Origin of the sequence: Mesorhizobium sp. M0077 (genome assembly GCF_040322955.1) — a bacterium.
Taxonomy (GTDB): domain Bacteria; phylum Pseudomonadota; class Alphaproteobacteria; order Rhizobiales; family Rhizobiaceae; genus Mesorhizobium.
Window position 1 is genome coordinate 77,869 of the sequence record NZ_JAMYUL010000004.1, and the last position, 15,334, is coordinate 93,202.

13 protein-coding genes and 1 tRNA gene are annotated in these 15,334 nt (G+C 63.4%); 5 read left to right on the top strand and 9 right to left on the bottom strand.

The genetic code is table 11. The features are described 5' to 3' along the window. Positions 1-195 precede the first annotated feature (195 nt). Positions 196-1,554, bottom strand: coding sequence for a 3-phosphoshikimate 1-carboxyvinyltransferase (gene aroA, locus NKJ57_RS10125; protein WP_352510602.1), 1,359 nt, complete (start codon positions 1,552-1,554; stop codon positions 196-198). Between the two features lie 206 nt (positions 1,555-1,760). Between aroA and NKJ57_RS10130 the strand changes: the two genes are divergently transcribed. The 4 genes from NKJ57_RS10130 to NKJ57_RS10145 all read left to right on the top strand — a co-directional run bounded on the left by NKJ57_RS10130 (position 1,761) and on the right by NKJ57_RS10145 (position 4,681). Beyond that, positions 1,761-2,153, top strand: a complete 393-nt coding sequence (locus tag NKJ57_RS10130; protein WP_023683538.1) for a TIGR02300 family protein — start codon at positions 1,761-1,763, stop codon at positions 2,151-2,153. 173 nt (positions 2,154-2,326) lie between these two features. Then, positions 2,327-2,402 (top strand) — tRNA-Ala (locus NKJ57_RS10135). Positions 2,403-2,600: 198 nt separating this feature from the next. Then, the gene (locus NKJ57_RS10140; protein ID WP_023688264.1) at positions 2,601-3,257 is read left to right on the top strand and encodes an outer membrane protein; all 657 of its coding nucleotides are present in this window, start codon (positions 2,601-2,603) and stop codon (positions 3,255-3,257) included. Positions 3,258-4,291: 1,034 nt separating this feature from the next. Continuing rightward, positions 4,292-4,681, top strand: a complete 390-nt coding sequence (locus NKJ57_RS10145; RefSeq protein WP_023683541.1) for a hypothetical protein — start codon at positions 4,292-4,294, stop codon at positions 4,679-4,681. 49 nt (positions 4,682-4,730) lie between these two features. Here the strand turns inward: NKJ57_RS10145 and NKJ57_RS10150 are convergent, their stop codons facing one another. From NKJ57_RS10150 to msuE, 5 genes are read right to left on the bottom strand one after another with little or no spacing between them, the layout of a single operon-like run. After that, the gene (locus NKJ57_RS10150) at positions 4,731-5,495 is read right to left on the bottom strand and encodes an ABC transporter ATP-binding protein (protein ID WP_023671311.1); all 765 of its coding nucleotides are present in this window, start codon (positions 5,493-5,495) and stop codon (positions 4,731-4,733) included. A gap of 24 nt (positions 5,496-5,519) precedes the next feature. Then, the gene (locus tag NKJ57_RS10155) at positions 5,520-6,518 is read right to left on the bottom strand and encodes an ABC transporter substrate-binding protein (protein WP_023671310.1); all 999 of its coding nucleotides are present in this window, start codon (positions 6,516-6,518) and stop codon (positions 5,520-5,522) included. Positions 6,519-6,558: 40 nt separating this feature from the next. Next, positions 6,559-7,407 carry an ABC transporter permease gene (locus tag NKJ57_RS10160; RefSeq protein WP_023683543.1) on the bottom strand — a complete coding sequence of 283 codons (849 nt, stop codon included), beginning with the start codon at positions 7,405-7,407 and terminating at the stop codon, positions 6,559-6,561. A 24-nt stretch (positions 7,408-7,431) separates the two neighbouring features. Continuing rightward, positions 7,432-8,808 (bottom strand): LLM class flavin-dependent oxidoreductase, encoded by a 1,377-nt coding sequence (locus tag NKJ57_RS10165; RefSeq protein ID WP_352510603.1) that lies wholly within the window; start codon positions 8,806-8,808, stop codon positions 7,432-7,434. 58 nt (positions 8,809-8,866) lie between these two features. Continuing rightward, positions 8,867-9,424 (bottom strand): FMN reductase, encoded by a 558-nt coding sequence (gene msuE, locus NKJ57_RS10170; protein WP_352510604.1) that lies wholly within the window; start codon positions 9,422-9,424, stop codon positions 8,867-8,869. A gap of 340 nt (positions 9,425-9,764) precedes the next feature. On the opposite strand from msuE, the gene NKJ57_RS10175 reads away from it, so the two are divergent. Next, positions 9,765-10,784, top strand: a complete 1,020-nt coding sequence (locus NKJ57_RS10175; RefSeq protein ID WP_352510605.1) for an LLM class flavin-dependent oxidoreductase — start codon at positions 9,765-9,767, stop codon at positions 10,782-10,784. Between the two features lie 81 nt (positions 10,785-10,865). On the opposite strand, the gene NKJ57_RS10180 is transcribed toward NKJ57_RS10175, so the two are convergent. The 3 genes from NKJ57_RS10180 to NKJ57_RS10190 form a co-directional block, all read right to left on the bottom strand. Further along, positions 10,866-11,711 carry a fumarylacetoacetate hydrolase family protein gene (locus tag NKJ57_RS10180; protein ID WP_352510606.1) on the bottom strand — a complete coding sequence of 282 codons (846 nt, stop codon included), beginning with the start codon at positions 11,709-11,711 and terminating at the stop codon, positions 10,866-10,868. Between the two features lie 146 nt (positions 11,712-11,857). Continuing rightward, positions 11,858-12,589 (bottom strand): SDR family oxidoreductase, encoded by a 732-nt coding sequence (locus NKJ57_RS10185; RefSeq protein WP_023695912.1) that lies wholly within the window; start codon positions 12,587-12,589, stop codon positions 11,858-11,860. A 292-nt stretch (positions 12,590-12,881) separates the two neighbouring features. Continuing rightward, positions 12,882-15,254, bottom strand: coding sequence for an aldehyde dehydrogenase family protein (locus NKJ57_RS10190; RefSeq protein ID WP_352461884.1), 2,373 nt, complete (start codon positions 15,252-15,254; stop codon positions 12,882-12,884). Positions 15,255-15,334: the final 80 nt, after the last annotated feature.

A 15,334-nucleotide genomic window follows, 5' to 3' on the forward strand; every position in this document is an offset into this window, starting at 1 on the left:
AATTTTTCTTTCAGCGAGGGTGCGGGGGTCTTCGACTGGCTGTTGATCACCGCGAATACCCCCTTTGAAAGCACGATGGACTGAAGCTCAGTTTGATCTTTGTCTGACAACCAGAAATTGACCTGCCTGCCCATCATTGCCGCGATTCCGACATGCACTCTCATGCACGAATACTGCACATTGAGACAGGGAAAATCACCCAATCTCCGCGCCCAGCCCCGTCATCAGCCCCATGAACTCCGGGAAGCTCGTCGCGATCATTGCGGCGTCGTCGATGGTTACCGGCTTTTCCGTTGCCAGCCCCATCACCAGGAAGCTCATGGCGATACGATGGTCGAGATGCGTCTGCACCGTCGTGTCCTGGCCATTGGGATGGCCGCCCAGCCCCTTGCCGCCGGGCTTTCCGCGCACCGCGAGCGAAGCTTCGCCTTCGGTGCAGTCGACGCCGTTGAGCTTCAGCCCATTGGCAACCGCTGCCAGTCGGTCGGATTCCTTCACCCGCAGCTCTTCCAGCCCCTGCATCAACGTCTCGCCCTCGGCGAAGCTCGCGGCAACCGCCAGCACCGGATATTCGTCGATCATCGACGGCGCCCGCTCGGGCGGCACGGTGACGCCCTTGAGCTCGGAGTAGCGCACGCGCAGATCGGCAACATCCTCGCCGCCGGCATTGCGCGGGTTCAAGATGTCGATCTGGCCGCCCATTTCCTGCAACGTTAGAAGCAGGCCGGTGCGGGTGGGATTCATCAGCACGTTCTCGATGACGATGTCCGAATCCGGCACGATCAGTGCCGCGACCAGCGGGAAGCCGGCCGAGGAGGGGTCGCCGGGCACGGCGATGGTCTGCCCCGTCAATTTGCCCTGGCCCTCGATGAAGATGTGGCGCACGCCGCGCTCGTCGGTCTCGACCGAGAGATTGGCGCCAAATCCCCTAAGCATCTTTTCGGTATGATCGCGCGTCATCACCGGTTCGATCACGGTGGTGATGCCGGGCGTGTTGAGGCCTGCCAGCAGCACGGCCGACTTCACCTGCGCCGAGGCCATCGGCACGCGGTAGGTAATGGGTGCGGCGTGTTTCGGCCCATGCAGCGTGATCGGCATGCGGTCGCCCGGCGTCGCCTTCAGCACCTGCACGCCCATCTGGCGCAAGGGTTCGAGCACGCGGCCCATCGGCCGTCCCGACAGCGATGCGTCGCCGATGAAGGTCGTTTCCATGTCGTAAGTGCCGACGAGGCCCATTGTGAGGCGGGAGCCGGTACCGGCATTGCCGAAATCGAGCGGGCCTTCCGGCTGCAGCAGCGCGCCATTGCCGGTGCCGCGGATCACCCACTCGGCGCCGCGCTTCTCGATATGCGCGCCCATCGCCTTCATGGCGGCCGCCGTGCGCATCACATCCTCGCCTTCGAGCAGGCCGGTGACGCGGGTTTCGCCGGACGCGAGCCCGCCGAACATCATGGAGCGGTGCGAAATCGACTTGTCGCCCGGCACGCGAGCGGTGCCGGAAAGGGCAGATGATTTGCGGGCGGTGGCCGGCTTGGCAGCGGCGGCGTGAGACATGGAATTTCCCTGGACGGAATGCCGGCGCACCGGCGCTTTTCATTTGTTGCGGCGGTCTCGTATCACGGCGGGGGGAAATGGTCATCCCCATGGTCGCCGCTTGGCGCGAGGCCTTTCAGTGCTTGGTTTTGTGACGCCGGCTTTTCGCTTTGACAGCGCGGTAAACTGTGGTTAAGGGGACCACTCTTTTACTGACGAGGCTTGACGTGGCAAAAAACGAACTTGGCACAAAGCGTGTCGACCCTGAAACGGGCCGAAAATTCTACGACCTGAACAAGGACCCTATCGTCTCGCCCTATACGGGCAAGACGTATCCGCGTTCCTATTTCGAGGACGGCAAGATCGCCGCCCTCGAAGAGGAAGAGGAAGTGGCCGAGAAGGAAGTGGACGCCGAGGAAGAAGAAGGCGTTGAAGTCGTCTCGCTTGAAGAGGCCGACGAAGACGTCAAGGCCGGCGACGAGCTTCCCGACCTGGGCGACGACGAGGACGATGTCGATCTAGGCGACGATGAGGACGATACTTTCCTTGCGGACGAAGAGGAAGAAGACGACGATGTCGCCGACATGATCGGCGTCGGCGACGACGACGACGAAGTCTAAGAACGCTTCGAACGCATGCATTTAGCGGCGTTCACGGGCTATGACGAAAAAGCGGCCCTCGAAGGCTTGATCTTCAGGGAAGGCGGGGTTAGAAGCCGCCTGCACTAAACGGCGCGGTCCTGAAACCCGCGCCGGACCTCTCGCCGGCAACGGCGACGGCTGACTGCCGGAGTGGGGCCATAGCTCAGTTGGGAGAGCGCTTGAATGGCATTCAAGAGGTCGTCGGTTCGATCCCGATTGGCTCCACCAAACAGTCTGCAATGTTTCCATGCATTTAGCATCGCGGCTTGCTTAACGCTGTTACTGTGATTAGTTCCGGGGCACCGCAGTGTTTCACGTCGACGGATTCCACTGCGGGCACACTTTGCCGACAGGTGTGGCTTCCTAGCTACATACAAAGTTGCAGGCATATTCTACTAGTTGCCTGACATTCTGCTGGGGATTCCGATGAAAGCCTTTCTTTTCGCTTCACTTATCGCGCTTTCGGTGACCGCGCCGGCAATCGCCGCCGACACCATTACTGCTCCTGTGGACACCCCTGAATGGACCTGGCAAGGACCTTACGCTGGTATCTTCGGCGCGGGAACGCTGGAGCACTACAAGATCCATGAGCCGAACATTGGCGCCGGAGCTACCCACAGCCCCGGCTCGGCAACAATCGGCGGCTTTGCGGGCTATAACTTCCAGTCGGGCAAGATTGTCTACGGCGTCGAAGGCGAGCTTGGGTATCGCTTCAAGAAGAACACCTTCAACGACATTCCTGGCCCAGGCGTCCTCGACGCTTCCACCGGGTTGTTTGGCTCTGTAAAGGGTCGAGTCGGAATGGACATGGGAGCGTACATGCCGTTCGTCACGGCGGGGGTAACCGCCGCAAAGTTGAAGACGTTCTATCCAGGTGGTGACGCGGAGCGCGATGCCACCTTGGTAGGCGGCATCGTTGGAGCAGGTTTAGACGTCGCACTCACCCACAACGTGTTTTTGCGCGGAGAGTATGATTTCTCCTTCTTTGGCAAGAAATCGCTAGAATATTGCGGTGGCGGGTGCACACTCGAACACACGGTTCAGACGCACGACTTCCGCGTCGGCGTCGCGATGAAATTCTAGCTGTTAGCAGCACGAGCCTTGCTGAACTGGTCGCGTGTGCGACTTGCCGCAAAGGTCGACCTTAGCGGAATGGCGATCAGCGGTCTCGAGAACGGATTCAGGAAATCGCGTCCTCACGATATCGCGGCAGTCCGCAAAGCGTTTGAAGAGGCCGGAATCGTCTTCACCGTCGAAGGCACTCCCTCGCTAGCCCGCTCAGAAGGTGATAGCGGCCTCGCCACCGACAACAGACAGTGGCGCCGGCGGCAGAGCAAATAATAAGGGCGAAAAGCACGGGCGACCGATGAAGAACGTCCGGGTGCGACTGAACATCCTCGCTCCAAGGATGTTCTTGGGCCGCACGAAAAAGCCCGCCAGCTTGAGCTGGGGGCAATCGGTCTGGAGTAGCTGGAATGAGCCAGCATAGACGAACGAGCGGCGGGTTGGATGGTCCCTTTACCTGCCTGGCTTACCAGCCACCGCTCTCCAAGGCTCCCATAGACCTACGCCTGCTAAGTCGTCACGTCGAGCGCGTGAGTGGCCGTCACCTTGCCAACCTTGGCAATTGTCACGCAGATCGCCCGGACCAGGCTCGGTAGCGCAAGATAACACGAAATGCCGCCGGTGGCGCGAACGCGAAGGCCAAACCCGATCCGCTCGCTGTCGAATACAGAAGTCCGTGCCGTTCGGCTTCGTAGCGCCCACCACGCGCTTTGTGATTTTGACTGATTTGGCGCCTTCGGACATACTGTGGCACCGCTTGGAGGGTCGGGGCACCGCCAGGGCACCATAAAATAGACAACCCGGCGACACTCACGGAAGCACCGTAGCTGATTTGCGTTGAAACTAATAACTTCCCGGACACTGGCTGCAACGCACGGAAACAGAACGAAAGAAAGGCCCTATGAATGGCATTCAAGAGGTCGTCGGTTCGATCCCGATTGGCTCCACCAAACAGTCTCTTTCCGACGCTCGGTTTCGCGGCATTCATGCTTGTCGCCTGCCAGTCGGCGCCTGAACCATCATCGCCGCCGCCAGCGCCCGCACCTCAGCCCATGGCGCCTGCCGCGATCTCTGCTCCTGATGGTGCGGCGGTCCTCGATCCATCCGTGCGGGTTATGCCGCCCGGCGAAGGCGTCCCGGCCAAATATGTCGCGTTTTCCGGCATATGGGGCGGACAGCTGGACGGGATGTATGACGGCAAGCTCGCCGTGCTGACGATTACGCGCGGCGGCAATGTCACCGCCACCTATGCCTGGGGCGATGTCGCCGACAACAAACCGGGCGTGGCCGATGGCGAAGGCAAGATTTTCGGCAACACGTTGAAACTGCGGCGCCTTCCCAATGGCGCGGACGTCAGCGCGGTCATTCAGGCGGACGGAACGCTGGCCGTCACCTATGGGCTTGCCGACCGAACCTATACGGGCACGTTCACCAAGCAATAATCGCGAGAGCTAATCTTCCGGGGGAGCCACGGCTGGCCCCTTCCCTTGATCAGTGCAATCCGAATTCGCGCAGCAATTCTTCACGGTAGCGCACGAAGCGGCTCTCGCTGCGCTCGCGCGGGCGTGGCAGGTCGATGTCGATCAACCGCGCCGCGCCGCCTTTCTCCTTGGGCAGGATCAGCACCCGGTCAGCCAGATAGATCGCCTCCTCCAGATCGTGGGTGACCATCACCATGGTGACGTTCTCCTCGCTCCAGATGCGCGCCAGTTCCTCCTGCATGCCGATCTTGGTCATGGCGTCCAGGGCCCCCAGCGGCTCGTCGAGCAGGAGGATCTCGGGCTGCACGGTGAGCGCCCGGGCGATGCCGACGCGCTGCGCCATGCCGCCGGAAAGCTGGCTCGGAAAAGCATCGGCGAATTCGGCAAGGCCGACCAGGGCGACGTAGAAGCGGGCGCGTTCCTCGGCCTGCCTCTTGGGAACACCGCGCACTTCGAGGCCGAACGCGACATTGCCGAGCACGCTCAGCCACGGCAGCAGCCGCGGCTCCTGGAAGATCACGGCACGCTCGGCGCCGACGCCATGCACCGGCTGGCCGTCGATCGCGACACCGCCGCTGTCGGCCGCCTCCAGCCCGGCCAGAATACGCAGCAGCGTGGTCTTGCCGGAGCCGCTGGCGCCGACAATGACCAGGCATTCCCCCGAACGAATGTCGAGGTTGAGCGTCCGCAGCACGGCAAGCTGGCGCCCGCCGAGGCTGAAGGATTTGGACAGGTCGCGGATCGAGACCTCTCCGCCACGGTTGGAACCGGCCATCTTGTCTCTCAGCTATTTCAAAGCTCAGTTGATCTTGGTTTCGCCGGGCCGGTACAGGATGTCGGCGGCTTTCAGCTTGCCCTTGGCCAGACGGCCGTCGCGCTCCAGCACGGCGACCCAGAAGTCGATGTCGCGATCGGTCGCCTGCGCACCTTCGCGCAGACCAAAGCCGGTCCAGTAGCGGGCGAGATCGCCGTTTTCACCGCGCTTGTCGAGGATAGTGGCCAGCACCTTGCGGGCTTCGTCCGGGTTCTGGCGCGACCAGTCCGAGGCGCGCGCCGACTGTTCGACGAAGTTGCGCGCCGCATCCGGGTTGGCGGCAATGAAGTCGCGCCTGAGTACGACGAAGCCGCCGGCGAGTTCGCCGAGCACCTGCGTGTCGTCGAACACGCCGCGCACGCCGCCATTGGCGACCAGCGCGCCGGCAAAGGTCGCCTGCCAGTAGCCGAGGCCGGCAATGTCGACCTGGCGCGAGCGCAGCGTCTGCTCAAGCTGCGGGCCGGGCACGACAATGAGGTTGGCGGCGGTCGGCGGCAGGCCGACGCTGTGCAGGGCCTCACGCACCGTATAGTCGAGATGAGCGCCGAGCGTGTTGACCGAGATGGTCTTGCCGGCAATGTCGGCGATCGATTTGATCGGGCTGTCTTCCAGCACGTAGAAGACGCTCTTCACATCCTTGTTGATACCGTTGCTCGGATACGCCGCGACGAAGTCGTTGCCGCCCGAGATCGAGTTGATCACCGCCGCGGTGGCGGCCGAGCCGATGTCGACGCTGCCGGAAGACAGCGCAAACAGCGATTCCGGTCCACCCGAGGAATAGCCGACATTCTCCAGCTCGACGCCGAGCCCTTTGAAGTAGCCGAGCTCGTCGGCCAGCTCATGCGGGGAGATGCTGCCACGGCTGGCGAGGTAGCGGAACTTGACGGCTGCGGCTTGCGCAAAGGCCAGGCGCGGCAGGCCGGCGGCGATGAGGCCGGCGGCAAGCGGCGCGCCGGCAAGCAGCGAACGGCGGGTGATTTTCATGATCGGGTCCTTGTGAGGTAAACGGTGAGGGGCGGACTGCTCAGTTGACAGGATTGCTCCAGCGACAGAGCCGCCGCTGCAGGGTGACCAATGCCTGGTTGGCGATCAGGCCAAGCCCGGCGAGGATGACGATTGCCGCAAACATCAGCGGGATCTGGAAATTGTACTGCGCGTTCATCACCTGGAAGCCGATGCCCTTGTTGGCACCGATCATCTCGGACGCGATCAGCAGCAGCAGCGCCGTGGTGGCGCTCAGCCGCAAGCCGACGAAGATCGACGGCACGGCGCCCGGCAGTACGACGCGGCGAAACACGGTGAGCCGGCTCGCACCATAGACGCGCGCCATTTCAAGCAGCTTGGGATCGACTTCCTTGACGCCGCTGGTGGTGTTGAGCAGCAGCGGAAACAGCGTCGCCCAGAAGATGACGAAGATCTTCGAGGTCTCGCCAAGTCCCAAGAGCAGGATGAACACCGGATAGAGCGCCAGTGCAGAGGTCTGCCGGAACACCTGCAGGATCGGATCGAGCGCGGTTTCGACCGGGCGCACCTGGCCCATGAACAGGCCAAGCGGAATGGCGACGGCGACGGCTGCGGCAAAGGCGATGCCGGCGCGCTGCAGGCTGATGGCGATGTCGCCGAGCAGGCTGCCGCCGGCAAGCCCCTTCCAGAGCGCTTCGACGATCATGTCGATCGGCGGCAGCACCGCCGCGTTGACCCATCCGACGCTGCTCGCCACCTGCCAGAGCGCCAGGAAGCCGGCAAGCACGCCGTAGCGCTTCAGGAAGCGAACAGCAGCCCGGCCGCCGAGGCGCAGGAAGTCGGTGCCGAGCCCGGTTTCGCCACCACTGCGGCGAACCGTGATTTGCCGATCGATGTGCTGCAACGTCATTGCTTCACCCCTTCGATGCCAAGGTCATTCGGCGGCAAGGACGGTCGAGCGGGCGACGGTCCATGGATTTTCCGGGCGCCTGAGGCCGAGATTCTCGCGCAGCGTGCGGCCTTCGTAAGCCGTGCGGAACAGGCCGCGCCGCTGCAGCTCGGGAATGACCAGGTCGACGAAATCGTCGAGCGCGCCGGGCAGCCAGGGCGGCAGGATGTTGAAGCCGTCGGCCGCCTCGCTGGTGAACCATTCCTCCAGCTGATCGGCGACCTGCGTGACGCTGCCGACGATGGTGTAGTGGCCGCGCGCCGTCGCTACCCATTGGTAAAGCTGGCGGATGCTGAAATTGTGCTCGTCGGCAATCTGCCGGATCAGCGCCTGGCGGCTTTTCATGCCTTCGGTTTCCTTGCTCGGCGGCAACGGGCCGTCGAGCGGATAGCCCCTGATGTCGAGCGTCTGGCCGGCCAGCCCGTTGAGGAGCGCAACACCGTCCTCGGGCAGGATAAGGTCGTTGAGCTGTTGGTATTTGGCGCGGGCCTCGTCCTCGGTGCGGCCGACAAAGGGCGCGACGCCCGGCATGATCAGCACCTGGTCGGGATCGCGGCCGACTTCAGCCACGCGCGCCTTGATGTCGCGGTAGAATTCCTGCGCCGTCTCGAGCTTCTGATGGGCGGTGAAGATGACCTCGGCCGAGTGCGCGGCAAGCCCGCGTCCGTCTTCCGACTGCCCGGCTTGTACGACAACCGGATGCCCCTGCACCGGGCGCGGCACGTTGAGCGGACCCTTGACGCTGAAATGCTCGCCCTTGTGGTCGATGTCGTGCAATCTGTCCTTGTCGTAGAAACGGCCCGACTGCTTGTCGCGGATGAAGGCGTCATCCTCCCAGCTGTCCCACAGCGCCTTGACCGTCTCGACATGCTCATGCGCCCTGGCATAGCGCTCGGCATGGCTGGGCTGGACGTCGCGGTTGAAATTGCGTGCCGTTTCGTCGCCGGCCGAGGTCACCACGTTCCAGCCGGCGCGGCCGTTCGACAACAGGTCGAGCGAAGCGAATTTGCGCGCCAGCGTGTAAGGCTCCTCATAAGTGGTGGACGCCGTTGCGATGAAGCCGAGATGCGTCGTCAGCGGCGCCAGCGCCGCAAACAGCGTCACCGGCTCGAAGCCGGCGATCTTGGCGTTGCCGCCCTCGCGGGCGCCGAGGCCGACGGTCAGGTTGTCGGCCAGGAAATAGGCGTCGAACAGGCCGCGCTCGGCGGTCAGCGCCAGCTGCTTGTGGAACTCGAAATTGGTGGCGCCGTCGGCCGGCGCATCGGGATGACGCCAGGCGGCAATATGCTGTCCGCCGCCGGGCAGGAAGGCGCCGAGCTTGATCTGCCGAGGTTTGCTATCGGACTTGCTGGCTCGAGTCATTTGCAGGCGTCCTTCTGGTCTATGCGGGATGGAATGTTGCGTCGCGGATCGTTCGTTTTCAGGCGGCAAGGACGATGCTGTAGGGCACGCCGGCCACCCGGCATGCCTCGGCGACCGCCTGCCGGGCTCGCGCCTTGACTGCCTCTGACACCAGCACGCCATCTGCAAAGTCCTTGTCCGAGGCGTAGATCGCGGTCGGCAGGGTCTGCGCCTCGAAGAAGCCGAACAATGGCCGCAACTGGTGTTCGACGACAAGCGAATGACGCTCGCCGCCGCCTGTTGCCGCCAGGATGATCGGCTTGCCGCGCAGCGACGACGGGTCGAGCAGGTCGAAGAAGTGCTTGAACAGCCCGGTGTAGCTGCCCTTGAAGGTCGGCGAGCCGACCACCAGCACGTCGGCGCCGAGCAACTGCTCGACGATGCCGCGCGCCGCCGGATCGAGATCGCCAAGCTGTCTTGCAGGCGCAAAGGACGGGCCGAGATCCTCGACGTCGAAAACGCTCAAAGCCGAGCCGGCACGGCTCGCCACTTCACCGGCGATGTGGCTGACGAATGCCTTCGTCTTGGACGGACGGGTCAGGTTGCCGGACAACCCCACCACCAGCTTTTTTGACATCCGAGGCTCCTTCTCGCAAACGCACTATCCGCATTAAGCCTACCGATTTTGTAGAATTAAATGAGCGAGAAGATTTCAAAACCGGGCTCTGAAGCGAATGGAGTTTGCGGTACATCGCCTTTGGTTGGTTCATTTGGCCCCAAAAGCGCCGCGGCAGATGCTGACGCGGTCGCGCAAGGCATCGCCGGGGACCATGGCCTTGGTCCTTTGCGCACCGATGGGTATCGTCGCGAAACCGTCAAGGGCCGGCGGCATTGACACTGCGTTGTGTGAGTGTCGATTGAACCCGATCGCGTGGGCGACGAAGTAGGCAACTGGAATCAAAGAACAGGATGCGCGCATGAAGAAGATCGGCTTTCTTTCCTTCGGCCATTGGTCGCCCTCGTCGCAATCGCAGACGCGCTCGGCGTCCGACGCGCTGCTGCAGTCGATCGACCTGGCCGTCGCCGCCGAGGAGCTGGGCGCGGACGGCGCCTATTTCCGCGTCCATCATTTTGCCCGCCAGCTCGCTTCGCCGTTTCCGCTTCTGGCCGCGGTCGGCGCCCGCACCAGCCGCATCGAGATCGGCACCGCCGTCATCGACATGCGCTATGAGAATCCGCTGTATATGGCCGAGGATGCGGGTGCTGCCGACCTGATCGCCGGTGGCCGGCTGCAGCTTGGCATCAGCCGCGGTTCGCCGGAGCAGGTGATCGAGGGCTGGCGCTACTTCGGCTACGTGCCGCAGGACGGCAAAAGCGATGCCGACATGGCGCGCAATCATGCCGAGGTTTTCCTGAATGTGCTGCGCGGCGAAGGTTTCGCGCAACCCAATCCGCGGCCGATGTTCCCCAATCCTCCGGGAATGCTGCGGCTCGAGCCGTTCTCGGCCGGCCTACGCGACCGGATCTGGTGGGGCGCCGCTACCAACGCCACCGCCGAATGGGCGGGCAAGCTCGGCATGAACCTGCAAAGTTCGACGCTGAAGTTCGATGAGGGCGGCCAGCCGCTCCACATCCAGCAGGCCGAACAGATCCGCGCTTATCGTGCGGCGTGGAAGGAAGCCGGCCATACACGCGAGCCGCGCGTGTCGGTCAGCCGCAGCATCTTTGCGCTGGTGAACGACCGCGACCGCGCTTATTTCGGCGGCGGCAGCAGCGAAGATCATTTCGGCTATATCGAGCCTGAGAAGCTTGCCGTCTTCGGCCGCTCCTATGCCGCCGAGCCCGATGTGCTGGTCAAGCAGCTGAAAGAGGATGAAGCGATCGCCGAGGCCGACACGCTGCTTCTGACCGTCCCCAACCAGCTCGGCGTCGAGTACAACGCCCACGTCATCGAGGCGATCCTGAAGCACGTCGCGCCAGCTCTCGGCTGGCGCTGACAAGAGGCGCCAGCCGCCGGGCAAACAAAGAGATAGACCGTTTCGCCGGCAAACGGTGAAACGCTCTAAGGGAAGAGGCGGCTAGGCATCCGCCTTGAAGGTCTGCTTCTGCTGGCCGAGCCCCTCGATGCCCAGTTCCACCACATCGCCGGGCTTCAAGAACACCGGCGGCTTCATGCCCAGCCCAACGCCGGGTGGCGTGCCGGTGGAGATGATGTCGCCGGGGTGGAGCGACATGAACTGGCTGAGATAGGAAACGAGATAGGCGACGCCGTAGACCATGGTCCTGGTCGAGCCGTTCTGCATCGTCTTGCCGTTGACCGTCAGCCACATTTTGAGGTTCTGCGGATCGGCAACCTCGTCCTTGGTGACAAGCCACGGCCCGGTCGGACCAAACGTGTCGCAGCTCTTGCCCTTGGTCCACTGGCCCTGGCGCTCGGCCTGGAAGGCGCGCTCGGACACGTCATGGGCAACGGCATAGCCGGCGACATAATCCAGCGCATCGGCCTCGCTGACATATTTGGCTTTTCTGCCGATGACCACGGCGAGTTCAACCTCCCAGTCGGTCTTTTCCGAGCCGCGCGGGATCAGCACATCATCGTCGGGGCCGACAATGGCCGAGCTCGCCTTCATGAAGATGATCGGCTCCGGCGGCACGGTGGCGCCGGTTTCGGCGGCATGGTCGGAATAATTCAGGCCGATGCAGATGAACTTGCCCGTGCCGGCGACGCAGGCGCCGAGGCGCGGCTTGCCGGAAACCGCCGGCAGCGAGTTCGGATCGAGCTTCGACAATGTCTCGAGCGACGCCGGATCGAGCGCCTTGCCGGCAATGTCGGCGACATGACCCGAAAGATCGCGGATCGTTCCATCCGCATCGAGCAGGCCGGGGCGTTCGCTCCCTATCTCGCCATAGCGCAGCAGTTTCATCTTGCTCTCCAAATTGCGGCCCAAGGCCGTTTTCAACTCACTCTGCCAAAGCGACGAGGACTGGCCGACTCTGGCTAACGGATCCGACCTGGGGCAAGCCGGACTTTAGGACTGGTCGACCCGGAACCTGCGTATCGAGACTATGCTCAGATCGACCAGCCGCCGTCGATATTATAGGCCTGCCCCGAGGTGTAAGTGGCGCCGGCGAGGTAGACGGCAAGGTCGGCGATTTCCTCGGGCGTGCCGAGACGGCCCATCGGCTGGCGGGCAATGAAGGCTGCACGGGCCGCCTCGTAATCGCCCTGCGCATGCATGCGGTCCTGCAGCGACGGACTCTCGACGGTGCCGGGGCAGATGGCGTTGCAGCGAATGCCCTTGGCGACATAGTCCGCGGCAACCGCCTTGGTGAGACCGATCACGGCCGCCTTGGAGACGCCATAGGCGAAGCGGTTGGGCACGCCCTTGCCGGCGCCGGCGACGGACGACATGTTGATGATCGAGCCATCGCCGCGCTCCAGCATGCCGGGCAGTACCGCCCGAATGGTGCGGATCATGGCGCGGACATTGAGGTTGAAGGCGAAGTCGAGATCGGCATCCTTCATCTCGAGGATGGACCCGGAATGGACGAAGCCGGCGCAGTTGAACAGCACGTCGACGCGGCCGATTTCGGCGAAGCCGGATGCCACCGCATCGTCGTTGAGAACGTCGAGCTTGCGGGTCTTGATGCCGGAGGTCTTGGCGAGTTCGGCCAGCAGCGCCTCGTTGATGTCGGTGGCGTGCACGATGGCACCTGCCTTGGCGAAGGCCAGAGCGCTCGCTCTGCCGATGCCTTGCGCCGCCGCCGTGACGACAACGACCTTGCCTGCCAGATCCGCCATGCGTTTCTCCTCGCCCTCTTTGGCCACTTCCCGGCCCGATTTAATGCGGGCTGACCAGGGCGTCCTGTGCCAGACAGGCGCGACTATGCGGCCTGCACAATCCATCAGTCCAAAATAACAAATGTTTTTTCTGGTTAAAGAACACACGTCCGGGCGTCAAGCCCGAACGCGATCACCTTCGCGACGGCTGATGTAATGCACATCGCTTGCTCTGATGCAACAACATGTATGACAACCGGGCAACGAGTCACGTTGCCATGGTTCGCTCAAGCACAGCGCATTTCAGGCGGCATTAGTCGCCGTATGGCACCCAGACGTTCTTCACTTCGACGGCGCGGCGCAGCAGGGCATCGCCGGCGGCCTCGTCGGACGCCCAGTCGAGGCTGCGGCCGTTGCCGGTCCAGACGCGCTTGAGATTGCCGACGGAATCGGCCTCCGCCTTGGCGCAAGTGTCGGCATCGGCAAACAGCCAGAGCCCGTCGACATCGTCATGCTTGGCCAGCACGCCGGAAAGTTCGGCGCTGCGGCCGGTGACGATGTTGATGGCGCCTGCCGGAACGTCGGAATATTCGATCACCTGGTAGAGATCGGTGGCGAGCAGCGGGTATTTTTCCGACGGCACGGCCACCACGGTGTTGCCCATGGCAAGCGCAGGTGCGATCAGGGAGATCAAGCCGAGCAGCGGCGCGCTGTCCTGGGCGACGATGCCGAGGACGCCGACCGGCTCGTGCAAAGCGAGCGTGACGGCGCGGGCCGGTGGCTGATGCACCCTGCCCTCATACTTGTCGGCAAGGCCGGCATAGAGGAACAGGCGCTCGATCGATTGTTCCACTTCCTCCCGCGCGGCCTTGGCGTTGGCGCCGGTCAGTTCGGTCAAGCGTGCGGTAAATTCGCCGGTACGGCCGGACAGATTTTCGGCGAGGTAGTAGAGCACCTGGGAACGATTGTAGGCGGTCGCCTCCGGCCACGCCTTGCAGGCGCGGGCGGCGGCAACGGCGTCGCGGATGTCCTTGCGGCTGCCGAGACCGACTTCGCCGGCCAGCTTGCCCCTGGCAGTGGCGACAGAAAGCGAATAATTGCCATCGGGCCGCACCTGCTTGCCGCCGATGAACAGTTTGGCCGTACGATCGATGGCGCCGCCATCCGATTGCTCGACCGGCTGCGCCGAAGAGGTCGCCGGCTTGATCACGGGACCAAGCGGCAGTTTCACCGACAGATATTCGAACATGCCCTCGCGGCCGCCTTCACGGCCAAAACCGCTTTCGCGGTAGCCGCCGAAGCCGCAGGCTGCGTCGAACATGTTGGTACCGTTGACCCAGACGACGCCGGCCTTCAGCTGCGGCGCGACATGCAGCGCGAGGTTGATGTTTTCGCTCCACACCGAGGCGGCCAGCCCATAGCGCGTGTTGTTGGCAAGCTCGATCGCTTCCTCGGTGTTGCGGAAGGTCATGGTGGCCAGAACCGGACCGAACACCTCTTCCTGCGCCAATATATTTGCCGGCGAAACACCGGTGGCGAGCGTCGGCAGGTGGTAGTAGCCGGAAGACGGCAGCACCGCGTCGGGCTGCCAGCAGACGGCGCCCTGTCTGGCGCCTTCGGCGACCAGACCCTTGACGCGGTCCAGTTGGGTCAAGTCGACCAGCGGTCCGATATCGGTGTTCTTGTCGAGCGGGCTGCCGACGCGAAGCCGGCTCATCCTGACCTTGACCTTTGCGATCAACGCGTCGGCAATGCCTTCCTGCACCAGAAGCCGCGAGCCTGCGCAGCAGACCTGGCCCTGGTTGAACCAGATGCCGTCGACCAGTCCTTCGACGGCGCTGTCGAGATCGGCGTCCTCGAAGACGATGAAGGCCGATTTGCCGCCAAGCTCCAATGACAGCTTCTTGCCCGATCCAGCCGTGGCTTTCCTGATGATCTTGCCGACCTCCGAAGAGCCGGTGAAGGCGATCTTCTGGATGCCGGGATGGTTGACGATGGCGACGCCCGCTTCCGGCCCGCCCTGGACGATGTTGACGACGCCCTTGGGCACGCCGGCACGCTCGCAGATCTCGGCAAACAGGATGGCGGTGAGCGGCGTGAACTCGGCCGGCTTCAGCACCACCGTGCAGCCGGCGGCGAGCGCCGGCGCAATCTTCCAGGCCAGCATCAGCAGCGGGAAATTCCATGGGATGATCTGGCCGACGACGCCGACACCCTTGTGGCCTGGGAAATCCTTGTCCAGCGCCTGTGCCCAGCCGGTATGATGGATGAAATGGCGGATGGCCAGCGGCACGTCGATGTCGCGGCTTTCGCGGATCGGCTTGCCGTTGTCGATTGACTCAAGCACTGCGAACAGGCGCTGATGACGCTGCATCGCGCGGCCAATGGCGTAAAGCACTTTTGCGCGCTGGTAGCCCGAGGATGCCGACCATTTCGGTAAGGCCCTGGTGGCTGCGGCGACGGCTGCGTCGATATCGGCGGCGCCGGCATCGGAGATCTTGGCCAGCAGCTTGCCGGATGAGGGTTCGCTGGTCTCGAAGGTCTTGCCGCCGCCTGCTGCCTTCCAGCCGCCGTCGATGAACAGCGCCTTGCCGAAATCGCGTCCGGCAAGCCAGGCATCGGCCTCGGTGCGGGCTTCCGGCGCCGGGCCGTATTCCATGGCGTGATAGCGTTCGAGAATGTTCATGACGCGCTCCAGATAATCGTCTTGGCAGGCGCTCTGTGGCGCCCCCCTCTGTCCTGCCGGACATCTCCCCCACAAGGAGG

What these genes read in the sequence shown, in the direction of transcription:
- NKJ57_RS10150 (WP_023671311.1), bottom strand. Translation starts at nt 5,495, where the DNA reads ATGGCCGGTTCCAACCGTGGCGGAGAGGTCTCGATCCGCGACCTGTCC.
- NKJ57_RS10175 (WP_352510605.1), top strand. Translation starts at nt 9,765, where the DNA reads ATGAAGAAGATCGGCTTTCTTTCCTTCGGCCATTGGTCGCCCTCGTCG.
- NKJ57_RS10145 (WP_023683541.1), top strand. Translation starts at nt 4,292, where the DNA reads ATGGCGCCTGCCGCGATCTCTGCTCCTGATGGTGCGGCGGTCCTCGAT.
- NKJ57_RS10165 (WP_352510603.1), bottom strand. Translation starts at nt 8,808, where the DNA reads ATGACTCGAGCCAGCAAGTCCGATAGCAAACCTCGGCAGATCAAGCTC.
- NKJ57_RS10160 (WP_023683543.1), bottom strand. Translation starts at nt 7,407, where the DNA reads ATGACGTTGCAGCACATCGATCGGCAAATCACGGTTCGCCGCAGTGGT.
- aroA (WP_352510602.1), bottom strand. Translation starts at nt 1,554, where the DNA reads ATGTCTCACGCCGCCGCTGCCAAGCCGGCCACCGCCCGCAAATCATCT.
- NKJ57_RS10140 (WP_023688264.1), top strand. Translation starts at nt 2,601, where the DNA reads ATGAAAGCCTTTCTTTTCGCTTCACTTATCGCGCTTTCGGTGACCGCG.
- NKJ57_RS10155 (WP_023671310.1), bottom strand. Translation starts at nt 6,518, where the DNA reads ATGAAAATCACCCGCCGTTCGCTGCTTGCCGGCGCGCCGCTTGCCGCC.
- msuE (WP_352510604.1), bottom strand. Translation starts at nt 9,424, where the DNA reads ATGTCAAAAAAGCTGGTGGTGGGGTTGTCCGGCAACCTGACCCGTCCG.
- NKJ57_RS10180 (WP_352510606.1), bottom strand. Translation starts at nt 11,711, where the DNA reads ATGAAACTGCTGCGCTATGGCGAGATAGGGAGCGAACGCCCCGGCCTG.
- NKJ57_RS10190 (WP_352461884.1), bottom strand. Translation starts at nt 15,254, where the DNA reads ATGAACATTCTCGAACGCTATCACGCCATGGAATACGGCCCGGCGCCG.
- NKJ57_RS10185 (WP_023695912.1), bottom strand. Translation starts at nt 12,589, where the DNA reads ATGGCGGATCTGGCAGGCAAGGTCGTTGTCGTCACGGCGGCGGCGCAA.